The sequence below is a fragment of the Pseudomonas sp. ArH3a genome (assembly GCF_022648765.1).
In the GTDB taxonomy this organism is placed as follows: Bacteria; Pseudomonadota; Gammaproteobacteria; order Pseudomonadales; family Pseudomonadaceae; genus Aquipseudomonas.
In genome coordinates, this window is sequence record NZ_CP080330.1 from 6,217,228 (window position 1) to 6,240,045 (window position 22,818).

General features: G+C 60.2%; 28 protein-coding genes. 10 read left to right on the plus strand and 18 right to left on the minus strand.

Annotation, left to right across the window (positions count from 1 at the left end; all coding sequences use genetic code 11):
* Positions 1–6: 6 nt before the first annotated feature.
* The 3 genes from K0P33_RS28605 to K0P33_RS28615 all read left to right on the plus strand — a co-directional run bounded on the left by K0P33_RS28605 (position 7) and on the right by K0P33_RS28615 (position 2,443).
* The gene (locus K0P33_RS28605; RefSeq protein WP_242152901.1) at positions 7–837 is read left to right on the plus strand and encodes a M90 family metallopeptidase; all 831 of its coding nucleotides are present in this window, start codon (positions 7–9) and stop codon (positions 835–837) included.
* Positions 838–930: 93 nt separating this feature from the next.
* Complete coding sequence (ppa, locus tag K0P33_RS28610; protein ID WP_003176323.1) at positions 931–1,458, plus strand: inorganic diphosphatase; 528 nt, start codon at positions 931–933, stop codon at positions 1,456–1,458.
* A 214-nt stretch (positions 1,459–1,672) separates the two neighbouring features.
* Positions 1,673–2,443: a S24 family peptidase gene (locus tag K0P33_RS28615; RefSeq protein WP_242152904.1), complete on the plus strand. Its 771-nt coding sequence runs from the start codon at positions 1,673–1,675 to the stop codon at positions 2,441–2,443.
* A gap of 271 nt (positions 2,444–2,714) precedes the next feature.
* Here K0P33_RS28615 and K0P33_RS28620 read toward each other — a convergent pair whose 3' ends face one another.
* The gene (locus K0P33_RS28620) at positions 2,715–2,951 is read right to left on the minus strand and encodes a hypothetical protein (RefSeq protein WP_094952333.1); all 237 of its coding nucleotides are present in this window, start codon (positions 2,949–2,951) and stop codon (positions 2,715–2,717) included.
* A gap of 451 nt (positions 2,952–3,402) precedes the next feature.
* On the opposite strand from K0P33_RS28620, the gene ycaC reads away from it, so the two are divergent.
* A complete protein-coding gene (ycaC, locus tag K0P33_RS28625) occupies positions 3,403–4,035 on the plus strand; it encodes an isochorismate family cysteine hydrolase YcaC (RefSeq protein ID WP_242152906.1) in 633 nt (210 codons plus the stop codon).
* A gap of 76 nt (positions 4,036–4,111) precedes the next feature.
* Here the strand turns inward: ycaC and K0P33_RS28630 are convergent, their stop codons facing one another.
* From K0P33_RS28630 to K0P33_RS28665, 8 genes are read right to left on the minus strand one after another with little or no spacing between them, the layout of a single operon-like run.
* Positions 4,112–5,269 (minus strand): glutathionylspermidine synthase family protein, encoded by a 1,158-nt coding sequence (locus K0P33_RS28630; RefSeq protein ID WP_242152909.1) that lies wholly within the window; start codon positions 5,267–5,269, stop codon positions 4,112–4,114.
* A gap of 12 nt (positions 5,270–5,281) precedes the next feature.
* Positions 5,282–5,995 (minus strand): DUF1190 domain-containing protein, encoded by a 714-nt coding sequence (locus K0P33_RS28635; protein ID WP_242152912.1) that lies wholly within the window; start codon positions 5,993–5,995, stop codon positions 5,282–5,284.
* A gap of 18 nt (positions 5,996–6,013) precedes the next feature.
* Positions 6,014–6,442 carry a DUF350 domain-containing protein gene (locus K0P33_RS28640; protein WP_094952329.1) on the minus strand — a complete coding sequence of 143 codons (429 nt, stop codon included), beginning with the start codon at positions 6,440–6,442 and terminating at the stop codon, positions 6,014–6,016.
* Between the two features lie 15 nt (positions 6,443–6,457).
* Positions 6,458–7,132 carry a DUF2491 family protein gene (locus K0P33_RS28645; protein WP_242152915.1) on the minus strand — a complete coding sequence of 225 codons (675 nt, stop codon included), beginning with the start codon at positions 7,130–7,132 and terminating at the stop codon, positions 6,458–6,460.
* The gene (locus K0P33_RS28650) at positions 7,119–8,153 is read right to left on the minus strand and encodes an ion channel (protein WP_094952327.1); all 1,035 of its coding nucleotides are present in this window, start codon (positions 8,151–8,153) and stop codon (positions 7,119–7,121) included. Before K0P33_RS28650 ends, K0P33_RS28645 begins: the two co-directional genes overlap by 14 nt.
* 54 nt (positions 8,154–8,207) lie before the next feature.
* The gene (locus K0P33_RS28655; RefSeq protein WP_242152917.1) at positions 8,208–8,768 is read right to left on the minus strand and encodes a rhomboid family intramembrane serine protease; all 561 of its coding nucleotides are present in this window, start codon (positions 8,766–8,768) and stop codon (positions 8,208–8,210) included.
* 57 nt (positions 8,769–8,825) lie between these two features.
* Positions 8,826–9,524: a PspA/IM30 family protein gene (locus K0P33_RS28660; protein WP_094952325.1), complete on the minus strand. Its 699-nt coding sequence runs from the start codon at positions 9,522–9,524 to the stop codon at positions 8,826–8,828.
* Positions 9,525–9,541: 17 nt separating this feature from the next.
* The gene (locus K0P33_RS28665) at positions 9,542–10,123 is read right to left on the minus strand and encodes a YjfI family protein (protein WP_094952334.1); all 582 of its coding nucleotides are present in this window, start codon (positions 10,121–10,123) and stop codon (positions 9,542–9,544) included.
* A 712-nt stretch (positions 10,124–10,835) separates the two neighbouring features.
* Here K0P33_RS28665 and K0P33_RS28670 point away from each other — a divergent pair.
* From K0P33_RS28670 to K0P33_RS28695, 6 genes are all read left to right on the plus strand, one after another.
* Positions 10,836–11,480 (plus strand): NAD(P)H-dependent oxidoreductase, encoded by a 645-nt coding sequence (locus tag K0P33_RS28670; RefSeq protein WP_242152920.1) that lies wholly within the window; start codon positions 10,836–10,838, stop codon positions 11,478–11,480.
* Positions 11,419–11,787 carry a MerR family transcriptional regulator gene (locus K0P33_RS28675; RefSeq protein WP_083356564.1) on the plus strand — a complete coding sequence of 123 codons (369 nt, stop codon included), beginning with the start codon at positions 11,419–11,421 and terminating at the stop codon, positions 11,785–11,787. Before K0P33_RS28670 ends, K0P33_RS28675 begins: the two co-directional genes overlap by 62 nt.
* Positions 11,788–11,901: 114 nt before the next feature.
* Positions 11,902–12,144, plus strand: coding sequence for an exodeoxyribonuclease VII small subunit (locus K0P33_RS28680; protein WP_003176346.1), 243 nt, complete (start codon positions 11,902–11,904; stop codon positions 12,142–12,144).
* Entirely contained in the window at positions 12,141–13,028 is an 888-nt protein-coding gene (locus K0P33_RS28685; RefSeq protein ID WP_094952323.1) for a farnesyl diphosphate synthase, read from the plus strand. The genes K0P33_RS28680 and K0P33_RS28685 overlap by 4 nt, the downstream gene beginning before the upstream one ends.
* Positions 13,029–13,138: 110 nt before the next feature.
* Positions 13,139–15,037 (plus strand): 1-deoxy-D-xylulose-5-phosphate synthase, encoded by a 1,899-nt coding sequence (gene dxs, locus K0P33_RS28690; RefSeq protein ID WP_242152925.1) that lies wholly within the window; start codon positions 13,139–13,141, stop codon positions 15,035–15,037.
* Positions 15,038–15,193: 156 nt separating this feature from the next.
* Positions 15,194–17,065, plus strand: a complete 1,872-nt coding sequence (locus K0P33_RS28695) for a TonB-dependent receptor (RefSeq protein ID WP_242152929.1) — start codon at positions 15,194–15,196, stop codon at positions 17,063–17,065.
* A gap of 9 nt (positions 17,066–17,074) precedes the next feature.
* Here K0P33_RS28695 and K0P33_RS28700 read toward each other — a convergent pair whose 3' ends face one another.
* The 9 genes from K0P33_RS28700 to ribE all read right to left on the minus strand — a co-directional run bounded on the left by K0P33_RS28700 (position 17,075) and on the right by ribE (position 22,816).
* Positions 17,075–17,431 (minus strand): transcriptional regulator, encoded by a 357-nt coding sequence (locus K0P33_RS28700; protein WP_094952320.1) that lies wholly within the window; start codon positions 17,429–17,431, stop codon positions 17,075–17,077.
* Between the two features lie 183 nt (positions 17,432–17,614).
* A complete protein-coding gene (locus tag K0P33_RS28705) occupies positions 17,615–17,851 on the minus strand; it encodes a hypothetical protein (RefSeq protein WP_141240587.1) in 237 nt (78 codons plus the stop codon).
* Between the two features lie 266 nt (positions 17,852–18,117).
* The gene (locus tag K0P33_RS28710) at positions 18,118–18,918 is read right to left on the minus strand and encodes a cobalamin-binding protein (protein WP_094952318.1); all 801 of its coding nucleotides are present in this window, start codon (positions 18,916–18,918) and stop codon (positions 18,118–18,120) included.
* Positions 18,915–19,334 (minus strand): MFS transporter, encoded by a 420-nt coding sequence (locus K0P33_RS28715; protein ID WP_242152932.1) that lies wholly within the window; start codon positions 19,332–19,334, stop codon positions 18,915–18,917. The genes K0P33_RS28710 and K0P33_RS28715 overlap by 4 nt, the downstream gene beginning before the upstream one ends.
* On the minus strand, positions 19,331–19,948 hold the full coding sequence (ribA, locus tag K0P33_RS28720; RefSeq protein WP_094952316.1) for a GTP cyclohydrolase II: 618 nt from the start codon (positions 19,946–19,948) through the stop codon (positions 19,331–19,333). Before ribA ends, K0P33_RS28715 begins: the two co-directional genes overlap by 4 nt.
* 129 nt (positions 19,949–20,077) lie before the next feature.
* Positions 20,078–20,803: a transporter substrate-binding domain-containing protein gene (locus K0P33_RS28725; RefSeq protein WP_094952315.1), complete on the minus strand. Its 726-nt coding sequence runs from the start codon at positions 20,801–20,803 to the stop codon at positions 20,078–20,080.
* A gap of 55 nt (positions 20,804–20,858) precedes the next feature.
* Positions 20,859–21,824: a thiamine-phosphate kinase gene (gene thiL / locus K0P33_RS28730; protein ID WP_094952314.1), complete on the minus strand. Its 966-nt coding sequence runs from the start codon at positions 21,822–21,824 to the stop codon at positions 20,859–20,861.
* Between the two features lie 18 nt (positions 21,825–21,842).
* Positions 21,843–22,343, minus strand: a complete 501-nt coding sequence (gene nusB / locus K0P33_RS28735) for a transcription antitermination factor NusB (protein WP_094952313.1) — start codon at positions 22,341–22,343, stop codon at positions 21,843–21,845.
* Positions 22,340–22,816 (minus strand): 6,7-dimethyl-8-ribityllumazine synthase, encoded by a 477-nt coding sequence (gene ribE / locus K0P33_RS28740; protein ID WP_003176356.1) that lies wholly within the window; start codon positions 22,814–22,816, stop codon positions 22,340–22,342. The genes nusB and ribE overlap by 4 nt, the downstream gene beginning before the upstream one ends.
* Between the last annotated feature and the right edge of the window lie 2 nt (positions 22,817–22,818).

Here is a 22,818-nt window from a genome sequence, read left to right on the forward strand (position 1 = left end):
CCTGCGATGTGGTCCCTCAGCGCCTGGCGTCGCCGGCGCCTGCTGGCCAAGCACCCGATTGCCGATGACACCTGGCAACGGGTGCGCCACCACCTGACCTTCCTCGACGGCATCAGCGCCGAGCAAGACCAGTGGCTGCGCGAAGCCTGCGTGGTATTCCTCGCCGAAAAACACCTCACCGCCCTGCCCGGCGTCGACCTGCACCAGGAACAACGCCTGCTGCTCGCCGCCCAGGCGCAACTGCCGCTGATGAACCTTGGCGACCTCGACTGGTACCAGGGCTTCCACGAAATCGTGCTGTACCCCGACGACTTCATCAGCCCCCAGCGCCATCGCGATGCCAGCGGCGTGGAGCACGAGTGGGACGGCGAACACAGCGGCGAAGCCTGGCAACAAGGCCCGGTGATCCTCGCCTGGCCCGGCGTCTTGGCCAGCGGCCAATGGGAAGGCTACAACCTGGTCATCCACGAACTGGCACACAAGCTGGACATGCTCAACGGTGACGCCAACGGCCTGCCGCCGCTGCACCACGACATGCGCGTGCAGGAATGGGCCAGCGTGATGCAAAGCGCGTTTGACGACCTCAACCGCCAGCTGGACGCCAACCCCGACGTGGACACCGAAATCGACCCTTACGCCGCCGAAAACCCGGCGGAGTTCTTTGCCGTCACCAGCGAATATTTTTTCAGCGCCCCGGATTTACTGGCCAACAGTTATCCACAGGTGTACGCGCAGCTGAGCCGCTTTTATCGCCAGGATCCCCTGGCCCGCTTGCACCAACTGCAAGCCAGCGATGCGCGCTATCAGACGGAACGCCAAGCGCCGTACGACGTCTGACGCATGGCATCGGCGTCAGAATATGCCTATAATCGCCGCCACTTTTAGGCCAATCCGGCCATGTTCCATGGCCAACTACGGGGGCATCGCCCAATGAGCTACAGCAAGATTCCGGCTGGCAAAGACCTGCCGAACGACATCTACGTCGCCATCGAAATTCCGGCCAACCACGCGCCGATCAAATACGAAATCGACAAAGACAGCGACTGCCTGTTCGTTGACCGTTTCATGGCCACCCCGATGTTCTACCCGGCCAACTACGGTTTCATCCCCAACACCCTGGCTGACGACGGTGACCCCCTCGACGTGCTGGTCGTAACCCCTTACCCGGTTACCCCAGGCTCGGTCATCCGCGCGCGCCCAGTCGGCATCCTGAACATGACCGACGACGGCGGCGGCGATGCCAAAGTTATCGCCGTGCCACACGACAAGCTGTCCCAGCTGTACGTGGACGTGAAGGAATACACCGACCTGCCGCCACTGCTGCTGGAACAGATCAAGCACTTCTTCGAGAACTACAAAGACCTCGAAAAAGGCAAATGGGTGAAGATCGACGGTTGGGGCAACGCAGACGCCGCCCGCGCCGAGATCATGAAGTCGGTCGCTGCCTACAAAGGCTGATACCCGCTCCTCATTGCCCCGGCAATCAAAAAAGCCCCGACTACTCGGGGCTTTTTTTGTGGAAAAAATTAAACCCGAAGTTCAATGTTTAACGCGCAATATTTAATAAAGTAAAAACATTGAAATATCGCCCTACAACTAAGTAAATCCCTACGTACGCAATTCAACGCATGGTTTATTTGATGTGTTTTCCCCGCCAGTAAACTCGTTGTTTATGAATACATCAGGTGATCGACTAAAAGCACTACTGCGGGAAGTTCATCTTTCCGCCTCCGACTTCGCCAAGAACCGCGGCGTCACGCCTCAACACGTGAACAACTGGTTCAAACGCGGCGTGCCCATGGGCCGACTCAACGAGATCGCAGAACTGCTCTGCGTCTCCAGCCGTTGGCTACGCACCGGCGAAGGCCCCAAACACCCACCGGCCAACTTTCTACTCGAAGGGCCCGCCACAAGCAAAGGACTGCGCACCCGCGAAGAAAGCGGCAAATACCTCACAGGCCCCGCCTGCCTCCCGGAAAAACTCGACGTGGAGATCGCCCTCCACCCCACCTTCACCTCCACCGAGCGCATCCGCGTCTCCCTGCACACCCTCAAAGCCCTCAACGTAAACCCCGACCGCGCCGTAGGCGCCTACATGGTCGACAACAGCATGATCGACATCATCCAACAAGGCGCCACCCTCGCCATCGACCGCGGCCGCAGCCAAATCACCGACGGCGAAATCTACGCCGTCGAACACGACGGCATGCTGCGCATCAAATACCTCTACAACCGCCCCGGCGGCGGCCTGCGCATGCGCAGCCACAACGCCAGCGAACACCCCGACGAATACCTCACCCACGAGCAACGCTTTGAGCAGAACTTCGAGATCGTGGGCTGGGTGTTCTGGTGGTCGACCCTGAACAACCGCCGACCGGTGCCGCTTGACGAACACCTGCTGGGCTGGGAAGGCTCTAAATCGGACCCGGAGGTAGGCATTTGAGGTGAATGTGGGTAGAATGCGCGGCACATTTGGCAGGGGGTGGCTTTGCGCTATCTAACCTGCTGGGCGATGCGGAGGAGTTCCCGCGGATGCCCCTACTATTCAGCCAGACGTGATGTTGGCTGAGCGATTTGAAGGCTGGTGAGGCTTGTCAAAAACAAGCTGAGGCAGTCCCCGAGAAGCCGGCCACAAGCCGGCTTTTTAATGTCCGTGAGAATTACAAATCAATTGTCCAAACAGCTGTTGGACAATTGAAATAAGCAAAGGTGTATCACCTCGGCTGCAAACACCCCACAGCCCGATCCGCCACCATCTTCGCCATCTCCACCAAATGCATCACCGCCCGATGCGGCGCACCCAGCGGTTCACCAAGCGCCTGCGATGTAGCCACCGCACACTGCAGCAACTCGGCCACCCTCACCCAAGCATCTTCAAAGCTCAGTTCTTCATTAACAGTAAATGGCTTAGTCGCAGCCGATGAGGGTAAATCCGAAACAATGTTATCCATAGAAAACCTCTAGCGGAAAGTGAAAACCACCGTCCTTTCGCGACTAAACGAGCAGAGGTGGCGGCTGTACGCAGGTTAGTCGACCGGCCGCTAGGCACCGGCGCACCCGAAGGTGCCCTGCGCACAGCCACCATAAAGTGCAGGTGAGGAGACACCTGGCTTTGGGATGGCGCGTGCGCCTAGCGAAGTCCGGGCGACTAAACCCGATCACTGAATAGGCAGTGACGATCCGCAGCCTAGTCGCGAGATTTTGCTGGCGCAAGCCGCTGGGATTCTCTAGGAAACGTCCTGCAAATGAAAGGGACGGGTACTGCTGGCCCTCCAACCATTGTCCCCTCTGAGTTGACGGTATTACCCATCCCACCCAATTTATCCCCCGCCACCCACCCATTAATCTGTGCCCATGTTGAACGCAACACCCAACCCACCTAAACAAAAAAAGGATTCAACCATGAGCACTCCAACCTACAACCGCTTGAACAAAGACGACGCCGTAGTTCTGCTGGTCGACCACCAAACCGGCCTGATCTCGCTGGTGCAGGACTTCTCCCCCAACGAGTTCAAGAACAACGTGCTGGCCCTGGCTGACTTGGCCAAGTTCTTCAACCTGCCGACCATCCTCACCACCAGTTTCGAGCAAGGCCCTAACGGTCCGTTGGTGCCGGAGCTGAAGGAGATGTTCCCGCAGGCGCCGTATATCGCTCGCCCTGGTCAGATTAATGCGTGGGATAACGCGGATTTCGTTAAGGCGGTCAAGGCGACTGGGCGTAAGCAGATCATCATTGCGGGTGTGGTGACGGATGTGTGTGTGGCGTTCCCGACGTTGTCGGCGCTGGCGGAGGGGTTTGAGGTGTTTGTGGTGACGGATGCATCGGGCACGTTTAATACCACGGTGCAGCAGGCGGCGTGGAGCCGGATGACGCAGGCGGGGGCGCAGTTGATGAATTGGTTTTCGGTGGCGTGTGAGTTGCAGGGTGACTGGCGCAATGACATGGAAGGGTTGGGGAATTTGTTGTCTCAGCGGATTCCTAATTATCGGAATTTGATGAATGGGTATGCGGCGGTGACGGCGCGTCAGGGCTGAGGTTGATAGCCTTTGTGGGGAGTGGGCTTGCCCGCTCCCACAGGGGTCATGTTTGCCTTTGAAGCAGCGGAGTTTCTCAGTCGAGGATCAGGTGCGGTAGAAACCGGCTGGAGTCCTTGGTGATCAAGCTATTGTCTTCCCGCACGCCGATGCCGGCGGCTTGATCGCCAATCACCCACGACCCAATCAGCGTATAGCTGTCACCAAAGCGCGGCAGCGGCGCGAATTCCTGGAGGATGAACGGCGCGTCGGTGTAGGGGCCGTCTTCTTTTACGATCAGGCCGTCGGCGGTTTGCAGTTCGATGTTGGCGCCTTCGCGGGAGAAGAACGGTTTGCGCACCCAGCCCTTTGGCACGGCTTTGCCGGGGTCGGTATCCAGGTGGGAGGCGAGCAGGTTGGGGTGGCCTTTGTTGAATTCCCACAACAGCGGCAGGACGCCTTTGTTGGAGAGGATGGATTTCCAGGCGGGCTCGAAAAACTGGGTATCGCACTGGGCAATCGCGGCGCCGAAGGGCTCGTGAAAGATGAATTCCCAGGCGTGCAGTTTGAACAGGTGGGGAATCCAGCGATCTTCGAGGTCGACGAAACGGCCATCACTGGTGAGGCCGATGTCTTCGATGTCGATGTGGCGTGATTCGATGCCGACTTTTTCCGCGACGAGGCGCAGGTAGTCGGTGGTGCCTTTGTCTTCGATCGAGTCTTTCATCGAGGCGAAGTAGAACGGCTGGTTGACCTGCAGTTGAGCGAAGGCCTGATGCAGTTTGGTGTCGATGCTGTTGAACTGGTCGGCATGCTTGGGCAGCAGGCCGCGTTCGATGCATTGTTCCAGCCAGCCCCATTGAAACGCCGCAGCCTCATAGAGGCTGGTCGGCGTGTCGTAGTTGAGTTCGAGCAGCTTGGCGGGCCCGGTGCCGTTGTAGGAGAAGTCCATGCGCCCGTACAGGTGCGGGTGGCCTTCGAGCCATGAGGTTCGAATCATGTCGAAGAACGGCGCGGGAATGCTCAGGCGTTCCAACAATTCCTCGCTTTGAACCACGCGGGCCACGAGGTCCATGCAGATGTCATGAATCTCGGTGGTCGGGTCTTCGAGGTCGCGCTCGATTTGCTCGAGCGTGAATTGGTAGTACGCGCTCTCGTCCCAGTAGGGTTCGTCGTCGATGGTGTGGAACAGAAAGCCGAGGCTGTCGGCAGTCTGTTTCCAGTCATGACGCTCTGCGCATTGGATCTTTTTCATCGCCCGGTTTCCTTAACTGCTCGACCCACCGCCGCCCCAGCCGCTGCGTGCGCTGGCCTTGCTGCCGAAGCCGCCACGGGAGGTGGACGAGGCAACGGAGCTCGACTTGTTGGAAGAGCGCAGTGTGTTCGTGTAATTGCTGCTGCCATACCGGGCTTGGTTGGAGCGGCCGAAGGTTGCCCCATTGGAGGCGCGCTGATTGAGCGTCGAGTTGCCGTAGTTGCCGCGATCATCGCGATAGCGGTACACCGGCTCGGAGCGGTAGCTGTTGCGGTTGTTGCTCAGCATGTTGCCAATCAACAGGCCTGTCAGCAGGCTGCTGGTAGAGAAGCCTGAGCCGCCGCCGCTTGCCTGGGAGCCGCCCGCTTGAGCATTGGCAGCATCGACCTGGGATTGGGTCACCTGGCCGGCGGCGGTCAGTTCGAAACCGCCGAGCTTGGGGATGAACTTGCCGGTGGAGTCCTGCTGGCACCAGTCGGCGACAAAGTCGGCATCGCAATCGGCCTGGCTGTCGTACACCGGGGCAATGCGCCGATGCTCGGCCATGGCCGTCATGTAGGCGTCCGAGCACACGTCCACCGGAAGCTTTTCATCGGCACATTGCTGCACGGACTGGAAGTTGTACTTCTTCTGCAAATCGTAGGTTTTTTCCGTCGGCCCGCAACCGGATATCGCCATGGCGACCGACGCTGCCAGCGAAAGCTGGACGTACTTGCTTCGTTTCATCGGGAGCTCCGTGCGCAATCAGTTCTGGGTAGGCGTCATGCACGCGGCATTCAACATGCCGACGCTGATGGCCACGGCGGCCACGTAGATACCGGCCGCGAGTTCGCCGTTCTTGATGCGCTCGGACGTGCCTTTGAGCACCAGGCTGGTCACCAAAAAGGCCAACAGTTGAACGAGGGCGGCGATCACGGCCCAAACGACGAAGTCGAGGATGCTGATCGAGTAGGCAATCACGTTGCTGGCCGGAATGGCGAAACCGATGATGGCACCGCCCAGGGCGACCGCAGCCGACACGTTGCCCGCACGGATCAGTTCGAACTCCTTGTGCGGGGTGACGCGGGTGTAGATGAACTGGAACAGCGCGAAGATTATCGCAGCCCCCAAGATATACGTGACAAACCCGAACACAGCCGCTTTGTTCAGGGAGATGGAGAGAGCTTCTAGCATGGGGTTCTTCCTTTTTTAGAGCGCATTCAGGTCGGTTGTGTACAGCGAAATGCCCAGCGAGGTGCTCAGGCTGATGGAGCCCTCAGCGTCTTCTTCGACGGAAAACAGCAAAAACTCTCGACGGTCGGTCAGGCCGGTGTCGCGGGCGTACAGCATCGAACGGTGCTCGACGGTGTAGGTGTTCTCGGGGTTGATCACCTGTTCGCTCATCGCCACCAGTTCTGTCTGGCCAGGCTCGCTGCCCCACACACGGGCGTATTCGACGCCGTTGTGGGTGTACGTCGGCAGCCCGATCAAGCTCTGTGGCCCTGCCAGCCGACGCAGCTCCGCTTCACTACTGAGGGTGACAACGCTCAAGTAGTTGAACAGGATCACCGACTCGACCTGCCCGGCGATCTCGCCGGTGGTGTGCACCTGCAGCCAGTAATCTTCGTCGTTCATGTAATAGCGTGACAGCCAGGTCGACTGCCCGAGATCAACGGTGCCGTTGGCCCAGATTTCCTGGGAGCCGGGGATCACTACCGTGGTTTTCTCATCGAGCAGCAATTTCAGGGTCGTGTCGAATATCACGCCTTTGCCCGGCGCCAAGCCCAGTGGGCCGGTGACTGGCAGGGTTTCGCCGGCAGTCCATTGCGACTCCGGTTTCGCTTGCGGGGCCTCAAGCCCCATCAACTGTTTAAACCATCCCATTGGAGATTTCCTTGAGGCGGGTGGAGGCGATGTAGAAGAGTTCGCCGCCTTCAACGCGGGTGGCGCCAGGCGGGTTGATTGACGGTTGTTGAGCGCCTTTGGCGCGATAGCCGATGAGCGTGGCGTTGTGCTGTTCTTTCATCTGCGTGTACAGGTCGCCGAACGTTGCCTCAAAGGCCTCGGGCAATTTCATCAGGTATTGAGTGGCGCCTTGCCCGACGCACAGCAGCTCATTAATGACCACGGACGAGCCCGGGTCCTGAGAGGCGCGCACCAACATTTCGATGGCCATGCTTGAGGTGCACTCCAGGCTGGGCGCATAGGAACTGGCGAGGGCGGCAATTTCACTTTCATTGAAGTGGGCGACCACGTGCCCCACAGGGCTCAACTGATTCACCGCCAGCACGGTAGCCAGCGTCAGGTCATCAGACGGGGTTCGCACCAGCACCCGCTCGGCACCGGGAACACCTGCACGCAGTAATAATGCGGTGGAGGACAGGCTTTCGCCTCTGATGAACGCCGCTTTGCCTGGCATCGGGTTTTCTTCCAGCGTGCAGTCGCAGATGACGATCAGGTTGTCGTTCGAGGTTTCATCTTGAAGCAACAACTCAATGACCCGCTCGCTGGACGCGCCTTCCCAGCCGATGAGCACGGTGTGGCCGACCTTGCCGGTGAAATCGCCTTTGCCCTTCATGCCTTTTCTCCATGCATCGATAACACTGCTGGTGGTTTTGCCGATGGCCGCCGTCAGCAGCGCAATGCCCCCGAGCATGACCCAGGTGGCGACAAATACTCGCCCCGCCGAGGTCTGCGGCGCGAGGTCGCCATAGCCGACAGTAAGCGTGGTGGTGAGATAGAAGTAAATAAACGTGGCGGGGGCGGTGAGGTGTTGTTCGCCCAGAAACACCAGGCCCAGATACGCCGTGCCCAGGTGTACACCCAAAGCAATGACCAGCCCTGCCCAGCCGAAGCGGTGAAAGAGGGAGGAGGCGTAGAGGCGCAACAAAAGAAAAATCGACATGTCGTCCCTGATTCCCTGGGTATTTGATTCCTGATGACGTCATCGCCTCGGCGTTCACCCGGCATTAAACCTGCTGCGCGGCGTAGAGAGAAGTACCTTGGCCGCAATAAACCCGGCGAGTGCACCAAACAAATGGCCTTCGAAGGAAATACCCTGGCGCGGCAGGAAGCCAAGGATCAGGCCGCCATACATAACCGCCACCACACCGGCGGTGATCAGGTTGCTCCAGCTCCGGTGGAACCAGGCGCGAGACAACAAGTAGGCCCATAAGCCGAATACCCAGCCGCTGGCACCGACGTGTACGCCGGCAAACCCGAACAGCCAGACCAACGAGCCACCCAGCAGGATAATAATCGCGCTGACGGTAATGAACCGGTTGAGCCCTTCGATAATGACCAGAGTCCCCAGTACCAAAAAGGCAATCAGGTTAGCGCTCAGGTGGGCAAAGGAGGCGTGCAAAAACGGAGAGGTGAGGATGCCGAGCAGCCCCTGCACGGTTCTCGGGATCAGGCCGAATGCCATGAGGCTGTAACCGGTGGCTACATTGAGCAGTTGCAGCGCGACCATAAAGAGCGCCAAGCCTGCGATTGTCTTGAAACCCTTCAGGGCGTCCATCCTGACCTCGACGTAAAAAAAAGAAGGGCAGACCTGCCCTTCTTGCTGCGGCGCTGTTTACTCAGCCGACTTTTGCTTCAGGCGTTCCAGAATCGCATTGGCGCTGCCTGTGTCCGGCGTGATACCGGCTTCGCGCAGCTTGCGCTCAAGGTCAGTACCCGTCGATGCCTCCGCCAACTCATCCTGGGCTTGCAGTTCAGCGGCGCGATGCTGCTGCTTGGCTTGCAAGCGGTTCAGCGTACCGACGGCGGTTTCCAGCTTGCCGTTGGCACCGCCACTGGCGATGGATGCGCTGACCTGGGCCTTCTGTACGCTTTCGCGCGCCTTGGCCATGTCCACTTGCTGGCGCAGGCTTTTGATTCGGCTTTCGGCTTTGGTGATGTCTTTGCGCATGCTCTCAGCGTACCCGCCGAACTCGGTGGTCTGCTTTTGCTCGACGTCACGTTCGTTGGTCAGGGTCGAAATGGCTTCGGCCACTTCCAGAGCCAGGTCTTCACGATTGGCCTGGATAGCAGCCATCGCCTTGGACTCCAGGTCCTTGATCTTGGCGTCGTATTCGCTGACGCGGTCAGCCGCCAGTTTGTGCTTGGCCATGATGCTGACCAGTTCACGCTTGGCGTTGGCCAGCGCGCTGTCAGCGTCGCGAATTTCCTGGTCAAGGATGCGCAGGGCTTGTTGGTCAACGATCGATTCGCCGACTTCGCTGGCACCGCCACGTACCGCGGTGAACAATTTGCTCCAGATGGACTGAGTCATTGGATACTCCCGAATAATTAGTTGAAGAAACGTTCAAAGGCTTCGCTGGCGCGCTGCACGTTGTCGACGAGGGTTTTCACCTCGGTCACGATGTTGGTCAGGCTGGAGTCGGAACTCAGCGCGCCGAACATGTTGTAAACAACCTGGCCGTTAGGCATCGACTCGATACCGATCGAGGACAACGGGAACATTTCCCGGCTGCGCAGCACCGCGTCATTGAATGCCGCTACGTCGCTGATGGACTCGACGTCGACCAGAACGGTGTCCACGATGATCTGCTCGCCCACCACTGCGATGTAAATCGGCAGGCCCCCGAAGTCGTTCATTTCCAGCTTGATGCTGGACTCGGAGCCTTGAACGAGAGAAAGCGTAATGTCGTTGGAAACCACTTCGTCCAAGGCTTGCAGCGCCGTGAAGAGGCGATCGATATTCCAGTTAGTACCTGCGCTCATGAAATTCTCCGACATGAATGAGCCAGCCAGAATCGGTTGGCGAAGCTGTTTCTCCATTTGCTTGAGCAGGCTTCGATTTTCGGGAAGCACCCAAGTCTCGTGTTTCACATACCCGGCGGCCGCCAGGCCCGCGCGCATCTGCTTCATGTAAAAGCTCGACGGCTTTTTCGCAGGCGGTTTCAAGCGCTCTCCCTTGCGGCTTGCGGAATCGGTATCGGGCCCGGCTTGCGGGCTCGATGGAGAGCTGCTTTTCATGGTGCTGACCTCGTTGTGAAAAACTCACGCGTGAGAAAATCTACAGGTAATTCTCGGAAGGCTCAATAGCTCACGCGTGAGATTTTTTACCGGCGTTCCCAGCCCACTGAAAAGCACTCCTTGTTCGAGAGTCGCCGGACCGGCACAAAGACAGCGGCCCCGACAGCAAGAACCTGTGGGAGAAGTTCCTGGCCGGTGGCACCATCTCCAGTGGGCCGCATGGCAGTGAGCGGCACACCGACGACTGGCGGCCTTGGGGCAGAACGGACATGGACACGGGGAGCAAGAAAACGGCTTGATGTTGCGTAGAGCATTTATCAGGCAAGCCCTGACGCTGTTCAGTTAAGCGAACGCAATGCCCAAAGCAGCGAAGATTAAATGTGGGAGCGGCGGTGCGACGATTCGACTTGCCCGCGATGACGTCGGCCCAGCAAACATTGATGTTGACTGACCCACCGCTTTCGCGAGCAAGCCCGTTCCCTCCTTTGCTCTTCGTCGCTTAGCAGGTTGCTGCACAAATGCTCCGCGGTACTAGAGCGCCCCTTGACTCTCCCCCATACGGCACACCCTACCCTGAAAGCCCCCATTTTCAGGACCTCACCCCATGCCCCAGCGCATCCTGGTCATCCTCGGCCACCCTTCTCCCTCCAGTTTCTGCTCAGCCTTGGCCGACGCCTACCGCCACAGCGCAAAACTCGCCGGCCACGAGGTCCGCGTCCTGCGCTTGGGCGATCTCACTTTCGACCCCGTCCTTCACCACGGCTACACGCAGATCCAGCCGTTGGAACCTGACTTGCTCAGCGCCCAATCCGACATCCTCTGGGCCACCCATCTGGCGTGGGTGTTCCCGATCTGGTGGGGCGGTATTCCGGCATTGTTGAAAGGGTTTATCGACCGCGTTTTCCTACCCGGCTTTGCCTTTAAATACCGCGAAGGCAAGCCGTTTCCTGACAAGCTGCTGCTCGGCCGAACCGCACACTTGTTGGTGGCCCTGGACACGCCGCCGTGGTATTACCGCTGGTTCTACCGCATGCCGGGCATTCATCAGATGCGCAGCACGACCCTGGCGTTTTGCGGCATCAAACCGACCAAAACGTTGATGTTCGGGCCGGTGCTGGGCTCTACACCGGCGCAGCGTGAAAAATGGCTGACACTGGCCGGCGGCCTATTCGGAAAAGGGAGTTTTCATGTACATCGGCAAAGCCGCGCAGCTGTCGGGCACGACCATCAAAGCGATACGCCACTATGAGGCAATTGGCCTGTTGCCAGCACCGCAACGGGAGGGGCGTTATCGGGTCTATTCGGCGCAGAGCGTGGAGCTGCTGGCGTTGATCAAGTGCGCCCAGCAGTTGGGGTTCAAGCTCAAGGAGTTGCAGGGGATTTTGCACGGGCACGAAGGCGATGCACTGCCTTGGGAACGGGCAGATCAGGCCATCGCCAGCAAGAAGCGCGAACTGGCCGGGCAGATTGCTGGGTTGCAGCAGATGCAGGCGGGGTTGATGGCGTTTGAAGCGCAGCTCAAGGATGCGCAGGGGCAGTGCTCGGGTGTCCGCTGAGCCGAATAGGCGTTTTATTCAGCTCAACAGAGGACGACTGCCCCCCGCTCATTTGCCCAGAATCCCCATGTCTGCTAGTGTCGCGCCGGTTTACCGTCTACCGGAATAGCCGCCATGGCCCGCAAAAAAGTTGCACTCGATTTCGAACAATCCCTCGCCGACCTGCAAACCCTGGTCGAGCGTCTGGAGAACGGCGAGTTGTCGCTGGAGGACTCGCTGACAGCGTTTGAGCAAGGCATCGGCCTGACTCGCGACTGCCAGAGCGCGTTGGCGCAGGCGGAGCAGAAGGTCCAGGTATTGCTGGAGCGCGACGGGGAGTTGGCCGAAGAACCTTTCGATGCGGAACAGCCCGAATGATCGACGCGTATCAGGCCAGTAGCCAAGCCCGGGTGAATGCGGCGCTCGAGCCCTTGTTTGTTGCGCCAAGCCCGGAAATGAACCGCCTTTATGCCGCCATGCGCTACAGCGTGATGAATGGCGGCAAACGCGTGCGCCCGTTGCTGGCGTATGCGGCCTGTGAAGCCTTGGGCGTGCGTGCCGAGCAAGCCAATGGCGCGGCGTGTGCGGTTGAGCTGATTCACGCCTACTCCCTGGTGCATGACGATTTGCCGGCAATGGACGACGACGATTTACGTCGCGGCCAGCCAACCACCCACAAAGCCTTTGATGAGGCCTATGCGATCCTGGCCGGTGATGGCCTGCAGAGCCTGGCGTTCAGCGCCTTGCTGGACCCGCGCCTTAACAGCGTGAACGCTGAGATCAGCCTGCGTATGGTGACCGCCCTCGCTCTGGCCGCTGGCCCGGCCGGCATGGTCGGCGGGCAAGCGATCGACATGGGTTCGGTCAGCCTCAAGCTGGACCAGCAAGCCCTCGAACACATGCATCGCCACAAGACCGGCGCGCTGATCGAAGCCGCGGTGCACTTGGGCGCCCTGGCCAGTGGCCGTGCCGACGCGGCGCAATTGGCGGCCCTGCAGACCTATTCCCGGGCCGTCGGCCTGGCGTTTCAGGTGCAGGACGACATTCTCGACGTGGAAAGTGACACCGCGACCCTGGGCAAACGCCAAGGCGCGGATGCCGCACGCGATAAACCGACCTATCCGGCCTTGCTTGGCCTCGAAGCGGCCAAGGCGTATGCCCTGCAACTGCGCGACCAAGCCCTGGATGCCCTGCGACCTTTCGACGCGGCGGCCGAGCCATTGCGCGACTTGGCGCGGTATATCGTCGAACGCCGCCACTGATAACGGCGGCCATTGCAGCCGCATATCGGCCAAGTTCGGCGCTCTGCGTGGGCAGTTTGCACTGCTTGAGGTAAACTGCCGCCTCTTCTATACCTATAACGATTCGCCTGATGCCCACGACGTTTCAAGAGATTCCCCGCAAACGCCCGTCCACGCCCCTGCTCGACCGTGCTGCCACGCCGGACGGCCTGCGTCGACTGGGTGAAGCCGAGCTGGAAACCCTGGCCGATGAGTTGCGCCTGGAATTGCTCTACACGGTCGGTCAGACCGGTGGGCATTTCGGTGCCGGCTTGGGCGTCATCGAGCTGACTATCGCCCTGCATTACGTGTTCGACACCCCGGACGACCGGCTGGTGTGGGACGTGGGCCATCAGGCGTACCCGCATAAAATCCTCACCGGCCGTCGCGAGCGCATGGCCACTCTGCGCCAGAAGGACGGCCTGGCCGCCTTCCCACGTCGCGCCGAGAGCGAGTACGACACCTTTGGCGTCGGCCACTCCAGTACCTCTATCAGTGCCGCGCTGGGCATGGCGATTGCCGCCCGCCTGCAAGGCAGTGAGCGCAAGGCGATTGCGGTGATTGGTGATGGCGCGCTGACCGCCGGCATGGCCTTCGAAGCGCTGAACCATGCGCCGGAAGTGAACGCCAACATGTTGGTGATCCTTAACGACAACGACATGTCGATTTCGCGCAATGTCGGTGGCCTGTCGAACTACCTGGCAAAAATCCTCTCCAGCCGTACTTACGCGAGCATGCGCGAAGGCAGCAAAAAGGTGCTCTCGCGCCTGCCCGGCGCGTGGGAAATTGCCCGGCGTACCGAAGAATATGCCAAGGGCATGCTCGTGCCCGGCACCCTGTTCGAAGAGCTTGGTTGGAATTATATCGGCCCGATCGACGGCCATGACCTACCCACCCTGATCGCCACGCTGCGCAACATGCGTGACCTCAAAGGCCCGCAGTTCCTGCATATCGTCACCAAAAAAGGCAAAGGCTTCGCCCCGGCGGAAGTCGACCCGATTGGTTACCACGCGATCACCAAGCTCGAACCGCTGGACGCCCCTGCCGCCGCGCCGAAAAAGGCCAGCGGGCCGAAGTATTCCGGCGTGTTTGGCGAATGGCTGTGTGACATGGCCGCCGCCGACCCGCGACTGGTGGGCATTACCCCGGCGATGAAGGAAGGCTCCGACTTGGTGGCGTTCAGCGAGCGTTTCCCGCTGCGCTATTTCGACGTGGCGATTGCCGAGCAGCATGCGGTGACCTTCGCCGCCGGCATGGCCTGTGAAGGCGCCAAGCCGGTGGTGGCGATCTACTCCACCTTCCTGCAGCGCGGTTATGACCAGTTGGTGCATGACGTGGCGGTGCAGAACCTCGATGTGCTGTTCGCCATCGACCGCGCCGGTTTGGTCGGCGAAGACGGCCCGACCCACGCCGGCAGTTTCGATTTGTCCTACTTGCGCTGCATCCCCGGCATGCTGGTGATGACGCCGAGTGATGAGAACGAACTGCGCAAGATGCTCAGCACCGGCCACCTGTACAACGGCCCGGCGACCGTGCGTTACCCGCGCGGTAATGGCCCGAATGCCGTGATCGAGAAAGACCTTGAACCGATTGAAATCGGCAAAGGCATCGTGCGTCGCCAAGGCAGCAAAACCGCTTTCCTGGTGTTTGGCGTGCAATTGGCCGAAGCGCTGAAAGTCGCCGAGAAGATCGACGCCACCGTGGTCGATATGCGCTTCGTCAAACCACTGGACGAAGCCCTCGTACGCGAAATCTCCGCCAGCCATGAGCTGCTGGTGACGGTCGAAGAAAACGCCATCATGGGCGGCGCCGGTGCGGCGGTCAGCGAGTTCCTGGCGCGGGAGAACATTCTCAAGTCGGTGCTGCACCTGGGCTTGCCGGATGTGTATGTCGAACATGCCAAGCCGGCGCAGATGCTGGCTGAGTGTGGGCTGGATGAAGCCGGGATTGAGGCTTCGGTGCGCGAGCGCATGGCGCTGCTGGGCCTGTAACCCGACCTCCCGGTAGAAACCGGGCCAACATGTGGGAGCTGGCTTGCCTGCGATAGCGGTCTATCGGACACATTGAAGTTGAATGTGCCGCCGTCATCGCAGGCAAGCCAGCTCCCACATTGGTTTTGTATTACTGATAAACGCTAGGGACAGCCCATGACCCGCCTTCGCTTTGCCCTGCCCTTGCTGCTGCTTCCCGCCACTGACCTGTTGGCCGACAGTTTCGAGCGTGACGACGCCCTGAAACTCCCCAACGTAGTGATCAGCGCCAACCGCCAGGTCCAAGCGCGCAACGACAGCAGCGCCGCCAACACCGTATTCACCCGCGATGACATCGACCGCTTGCAACCCACCAGCGTAACCGACCTGCTCAGCCGCGTACCCGGTGTGCAAGTCGCGCCCACCGGTGGCCGCGGCAGCCTGCCGGGGATATTCATTCGCGGCACCAAGGCCGCACAAAGCCTGGTACTGGTCGATGGCCAGCGCATCGCCAATACCACCTCCGGCGACAGCGGGCTGCAATACCTGAACGTCGACCAGATTGAACGCGTGGAAGTGCTGCGCGGCTCGCGCTCGGTGATCTACGGCAGCGACGCGATTGGCGGGGTGATCCAGATTTTTACCCGGCGCAATGCCGAGCAGGGCCTGCAGCCACGCTTGAAACTGGGGTTTGGCAGCCACCAGACCTGGGAGCGCAGCCTTGGCCTGTCTGGCGGTGATGAGCACACGCGCTTCAACTTGGGGGCGAGCCTGGATGACACGGCGGGTATCAACGCTACACACGAATCGTTCCCCAGCGATGGCGACCATGATGCCTATCGCAATCAGTCCATCAGCCTGAACCTCAGCCATGCCTTCAACGATGAGCTGGAAGTGGGTTTCAACCTATTGGATAACCGCGGCAAGTCGGAATACGACAACAGCTTCGTTGAGCAAAAACCCTACACCGATTACACCGTGAGCAGCGCCAGCGGCTATGTCGACGCCAAGTTGAATGAACGCTGGCAGTCGCGCCTGGAGCTGGGTCACAGCGAGAACCGTGATACCAAGCGCGATAAGCTCAGTGATTATTTCAGCGTGTTCAACACCTATCGTGACTCGGTCAACTGGCAAAACGACCTGACGCTGGATGAGCAAAACAGCCTGATCCTCGGCGGCGACTGGTACGAAGACCGCTTTCACGGCTCCAGCGCCTTTACCGAGAACAGCCGCTGGAACCGGGCCGCCTTTGTGCAGCATCGTTTCCACGGCGAGTGGTTCTCCACCGAACTGGGCCTGCGCCGCGACCAGAACCAGCAATTCGGCGGCCAGAACAGCTGGAGCGGCACCCTTACCGTGCCGATCAACCCCGATAATGACGTGCTGCTGAGCTACAGCGAAGGCTTCCGCGCGCCGACCTTCAACGACCTTTACTACCCTGACACGCGGTACAGCAACCCCAACCTGCAGCCGGAGACCTCAAAAAGTTACGAGCTGCAATGGCGCAGCCAACTGAGTGACAGCACGCGCCTGGAAGCTTCGCTGTACCGCACGGATTTAAGCGACGCAATCGTTGCCGACAGTGACTACAAGCCACAAAACGTGGCGTCGGCACGCATCAATGGCTTTGAAGCGGCGCTCAAGCAGGAACTGTTTGGTTGGCAGGGCAACCTGGGCGTGGCATTTATCGACCCGCGCGACCGCGATACCGGCCACACCCTGGCGCGTCGCGCACGGCGCACCTTGAGCCTGGATCTGGACCGGCAATTCGATAAGTTGGGTGTGGGTGCCAGTTGGCAAGCCATCAGCAGCAGCTATGACGATGAAGACAACCGCAATCGCCTGGGCGGTTATGCCTTGCTGGGGCTGCGTAGCAGCTGGGCGATCAATCATGAAGTCCGTGTTTCGCTGAAAGTCGACAACCTGTTGGACCGCCAATATGCCCGCGCTCGGTATAACTACAACGCCCCCGATTCTCCCAACAACCAGGACTACCGCGAAGAGGGCCGGACCTGGATGCTGGGCCTGACGTGGGCACCGCAGCTGTAGCGCTGCGGCTCAATAAATCTGCCGGGCAGGTTCGTTGGAATTCAGATAGCCGGCCTTGATGGCTTCGCCGCAGGTTATGAAACCGTATGCGTTAACTCCACCCGTGTCGGTAAAGCCAACATATAGGTCCTTTTTCTTGCCTTTGCTTTCAAGCGCATAGTCAAAGCACTGTGAACTGCCATTGCGAACCGGGGTGATGCGCTTGGGTTGCTCAATTGCAAGAATGTCCTGCTTAGTGGCCCCACGCTCGGCGGCCTTGGCCGCGACGGGGTGATCGCTGAAGTTCATCAACGTTGAGATACCTTCCAGCGTGTTACAACCGGCCAGCAAAATGGCGGTAGAAATACCAATGATCAAACGGCGCATGACCACCTCCTGTCGTTGAACGAACGCCATGCAACACGCATCGCGGGTAGCAGCGTATCGCCCTGGCGCCGAAACTACCCGATGGACAACTCTTAATAACCGGTAGGAGAACACGCAACGTTCACGCGAGCGTTGCAGCGCAATCAACGCTCACGCGTCACCCTCGCAACACAGCATCAATGATCAGTATTTCCTGCTGACCCGCTCATTGGACGCCAGACTACCCTCGGCCAACGCGGTGCTGCAGGTTGCGTAGCCCCAGGCGTTAACCCACCCACTGGAGGTGAAAGAGACGAAATAATCGGCTCTTTTTCCATCACGCGCCAATGCGTAGTCGAAGCACTGTGCGGTGCCGCCACGGATAGAGGTGATTTTCGTGGGTTTCTGAATGTTCAGGATGTCTTGCTGGGTGCTGTCCATCGACGAAGTCCTATCGACTATAGGATGGTTACCAAATGTCCTGAGCTCAGAGAGTCTTTGTGACAGATCGCACCCGCTGATTAGCGTCAATACGAGGGCCGTACCCGCCAACGCGAAGAGATAACGCATGATGTGTCCTTATGCTGCCTAATTAACCCGAATGGGGGACCGGCGACACTAGCCACCCTGGGTGCGTAAATCTGGAGGCAAAGTCCGACATCTTGGCAGATCAATCGCACCGACCAGGATGGAAACACAACGGATTGTCAGCGCTGGGGGACCACTGACTGACAGAGCTTCGCGATCGCCTCGATCATCTGCCCGCTCGGCCGCTCCAGCCCCTTGTCCGGGACTATCTGCAACCGGCCTTCGGCCACCGCCGCTATTTGCGGCCAGGCCTTCCAGGCATCGAGTTGCACCTGATCGGCAGCCAGAATCAGCTGCGGATTACGCTGCAACACCGACTCGATGCTGACCTGTGGCGCGGGCAGCTTCAGGTCGTCGAATACATTACGCGCGCCGCACACACTCAGCGCATCGCTGATGATTTGCCCACCGCCCACGGTGTACAGCGGCTGGTTCCACACTTGGTAAAACACCCGTAAGGGCTCGGCACGCTGATAGCGTTGGCGCAGTTCGGCCAGGCGCTGGCGTAACTGCGCGGCTAATTGTCGACCCGCCTCTTCACGGCCCACTTGTTGAGCGATGGCTTGGATCTGAGACGTCAGTTGTTCAAGGCTATGCGGTTCGGCGACGTAGACGGGGATATTCAGGCGCTGCAACTGCTCGCGTTGCGCAGGACCCACGCTGCCGGGCCAGAGCAGGATCAGGTCGGGCTTGAGGCTGAGCAGGCGCTCCATGTTCAATTGCCCGTATTGCCCCACCGAGGGCACTTGCGCCAATGCCGCCGGGCGTTCGCCGCCATCGAGCACGCCCACCAGCAGGTCGGCGGCGCCCAGTTCAAGCACGATTTCAGAGAGTGACGGCGCCAGGCTGACGACGCGTTCGACCGCCAACGCCTGGGCGCTGACTGCCAGCAGCAGCACCGCCAGCCAGTAGCGCATCATCCCAATTGACGCGGGATGCGGTAGAGGTAAAACAGTACCAGCGTCGACAGCGCCAGCAGGAACAGCGGGACGGCTTCCAGGCCGACAAACACCGCCAGCGCGCCGATCCAGGCCGGTATCGCCGCCACCAGCAAAGCCGTGCGGCGACGGGCCGCGAGGGTAATCCAGGCAGCCGGTTCTTCAGCGGTGTCGAGGGCTTTGGCGGTGGCGATCAGCGCGTGTTTATAGCCATGAAAATAACGCAGGCTCAAAAACATCGAGGCCACGCCGGCAATAAAGAACGGCATGGCCAGTACGGGAAGCAGGGATTCGACGTGGCCAAATACCAGGTTGATCACAAACAACGGCAGCAGTGCCAGGGCCAAGTACTGCCACCAGTTGAAGGACAGTCGCCGTTTCACCTGGCCGCGGGTCACGCGCGGTCGACCTCGCCCTGATGCTCGTTGCCCATCATGTGGTCGAGCTTGCTGGCCTTGGTCGCCAAGTAGAGCTTGTTGTGCGGGTTTTGCCCGGTGTGCAGCGGCACGCGCTCGGCGACGGTGATGCCCATTTCGGTCAAGGCTTTGACCTTGCGCGGGTTGTTGGTCATCAGGCGCAGGGACTTCACGCCCAGATACTCAAGCATCGGCAGGCAGATCGCGTAGTCACGCTGGTCGGCGGCGAAGCCTAGGCGTTCGTTGGCTTCAACGGTATCGGCGCCGCCGTCTTGCAGCTCGTAGGCACGGATTTTGTTCATCAGGCCGATGCCACGGCCTTCCTGACGCAAGTACAGCAACACGCCACGGCCTTCACGGGCGATGGCGCGCATGGCGGCTTCCAGTTGCGAACCGCAGTCGCAGCGCTGGCTGAACAGCGCGTCACCGGTCAGGCACTCGGAGTGCACGCGGCCCAGTACCGGCGCGCCGTCGGTGAGGTCACCCAGACTGAGCACGAGGTGCTCGCGGCCGGTGGCCTCTTCGAGAAAGCCGTTCATGGTGAACGTGGCAAAAGGGGTAGGCAGCTTGGAAGCGGCGACGAAAACGACGGGCACCGTGTGCTCCTGATTTCAGATTTCACAGAGGGCGTCATTGTAACAGCAGGTTCCTACAGACGCTTAAGCTGAATTATCGCTGATAAAGATCAATAGGTTCGATTGGCCTTCGTCCCGGTTCTATGCAGGTCAGAACGGATAGGGCTGTTTCCAGCGCGCGAAAATCGGCTTCAGCTCGCCGCTCTCGACCAAGGCCGCCATGCGTCGGTCATACACCGCCATCAGGGCCCGCCCACGCTCAGTATCGGCAAAGCCTATGTAGAGCGGCAGCTCGGCGATGTGGGTGAGCTTGAATTGCGCCGGATCGTCCGCCTGACTCAGGACGTACTTGGCTTCGGTGAGGGCATCGATGTAGAGGTCGACGCGGGCGTGCTGCAGCATCGGCAGGATGCCGTCACGGCGTTCGATCTGGTTGAAGCGGTGCAGGTTCGGCAGGTAATTCTCATACCTGTAACCGCGCACCCAGGCCAGGCGGTAGTTGCCCAGGGTGGCGAGGCTGGGCGTCGGCGTGGTGGCCAGCCCAAGGGCGTAGATGTGATCGGCGTCGAAGTTCCAATGCGGGTACAACACGCCGCTGGTTTCATCGCGGTAGGAGCCGACCCAGCCATCCACCTCGCCGCGCTGGGCCAGGCCGACTGAGCGGGTGTAGGGCACGCTGCGGGTTTGCAGCGTGATACCGGCCGGTTCGAACACTTGGCGCAATACGTCCCAGGCCAAGCCGCTGCCATCTTTGTTGGTGTAGTTGTTCCATTCCTCACTGGCCAGCATGACCTTGCCTGGCACCGGGGCTTCGTCCGCCTGCACCAGCGATGCAACGGCACACAGCGCAACTAGCAGCCAACGCCGTACATTCATGGTGACAGCCTCCTACACCGTGAGATCCGTATAGAGGGTAGCGCAGGTCGCCGGCTTACGGCGCCTCGCGAAAATGCTGATAGCCGCGCACGGCCGGGGTGATGTCTTTCCCAATGGCGTCGAGCAGCGTCACGCCCTGCCCCGCCTCGACCCGGCCGATCACGTGGATCGGCCAACCACCGGCCAACAACGGCGCCAGCTCGGCGGGTGGCAGGGTGAACGCCAACACGTAGTCATCGCCCCCGCTTAACGCCGCCACACGCGCCTCATCGTCGCCGACAAAGGCCAGCAAGGCCTTGGACAAGGGCAGCTTCTGAAGCTCAACCAACAGGCTGACAGCCGAAGCCTTGGCGATATGCCCGCAATCGGCCAGCAACCCGTCGGAGATATCCATGGCCGATGTCGCCTTGCCCCGCAATGCCAGGCCCAAAGCCAACTGCGGTTGTGGCGACCAGTAATGGGCCAGCAAGGGGCCCGCAATCGCCGCATCCGCCGTGCGTTGCCCCAACACTAACGGCAAAGCACCGGCGGCATTGCCGAGCTCACCGCCCACACACAGCAAGTCACCCGGTTGTGCACCGCTGCGCGTCAACGCCTGCCCGGCGGGCACACGGCCGAACACGGTCAGGGTCAGGCTCAGCGGCCCGCGCGTGGTGTCGCCGCCCACCAGGCCCACGCCGCAGCTTTGCGCCATGGCGTTCAAACCCTGGGCATAGCGTTGCAGCCAATCGGCATCGACCGTCGGCGCGGTAAGAGCAAGGGTAAAGGCAAGCGGGTGGGCGCCCATGGCGGCCAGGTCGCTCACCGCTACGGCCAGCGAGCGCTGGCCGAGCAGGAACGGGTCACACGGGTCGGCAAAGTGCACGCCGGCCACTAACGTATCGGTGGAGATTGCCAACTGCTCCCCAGCGGGGAGCGCCAGCAAGGCGCAGTCATCGCCGATCCCCAAGGCAATGCCTTCGCCGCCTTGCGCACAAGGCGCGGCGGCGAAGTAGTTGCGGATCAGCTCAAACTCGCCCATTCAGGACTCAAGCGCAGATTAGCGCTTGTGTTCCTTCACTTCGGCTTCACGCAGGCGCGGGGCCAGCTTGTCGAGCACGCCGTTGACGAACTTGTGGCCGTCGGTCGAACCGTAGACTTTCGCCAGCTCGATACCTTCGTTGATCACCACGCGGTACGGCACGTCGACGCGCTTGAGCAGCTCCCAGGTGGACAGGCGCAGTACGGCCAATTCAACTGGGTCCAGCTCTTCGATGGTCAGGTCCAGGCACGGCGTCAAGGCAGCGTCGATCTCGGCCTGGTTGGCCGGAACACCGTGCAGGATGTCATGGAAGTAGCTGGCGTCCGCGAAGCTGAAATCGTTGTCGACGCGAAACTGCGCTTCGATTTCGTTCAGCGAGGTTTTAGACATGTGGCGCTGGTAAAGCGCCTGAGTCGCGAGCTGGCGGGCGCCACGGCGCTTTTCGCTCTTGGATGGCTTACCAGCGTCGGATGGGCGCGGGTCCTTAGGGTTGAACTGATCGCTTTCGTCGGAAATCACTTGGCCTCCAACTGCGACAGCAGGCTAACCATTTCCAGCGCGGACAGAGCAGCTTCAGCGCCTTTGTTACCCGCCTTGGTGCCGGAACGCTCGATGGCTTGTTCGATGGAATCTACGGTCAATACGCCGAAAGCGACTGGCACGCCGAACTCCATGGACACCTGGGCCAGGCCCTTGGTGCATTCGCCGGCCACGTATTCGAAGTGCGGAGTGCCGCCACGAATGACCGCGCCCAGGGCGATGATCGCCGCGTATTCACCCTGCTGTGCAACTTTTTGCGCAACCAGTGGAATTTCGAAGGCGCCAGGGGCACGGATGATAGTGATATCGCTCTCGCTCACACCGTGGCGAACCAGGGCGTCAACGGCACCGCTTACCAGGCTTTCAACCACAAAGCTGTTGAAGCGGCCAACCACTAGGGCATAGCGGCCTTTGGGGGCGATGAAGGTACCTTCGATGGTCTTCAGGGTCATTC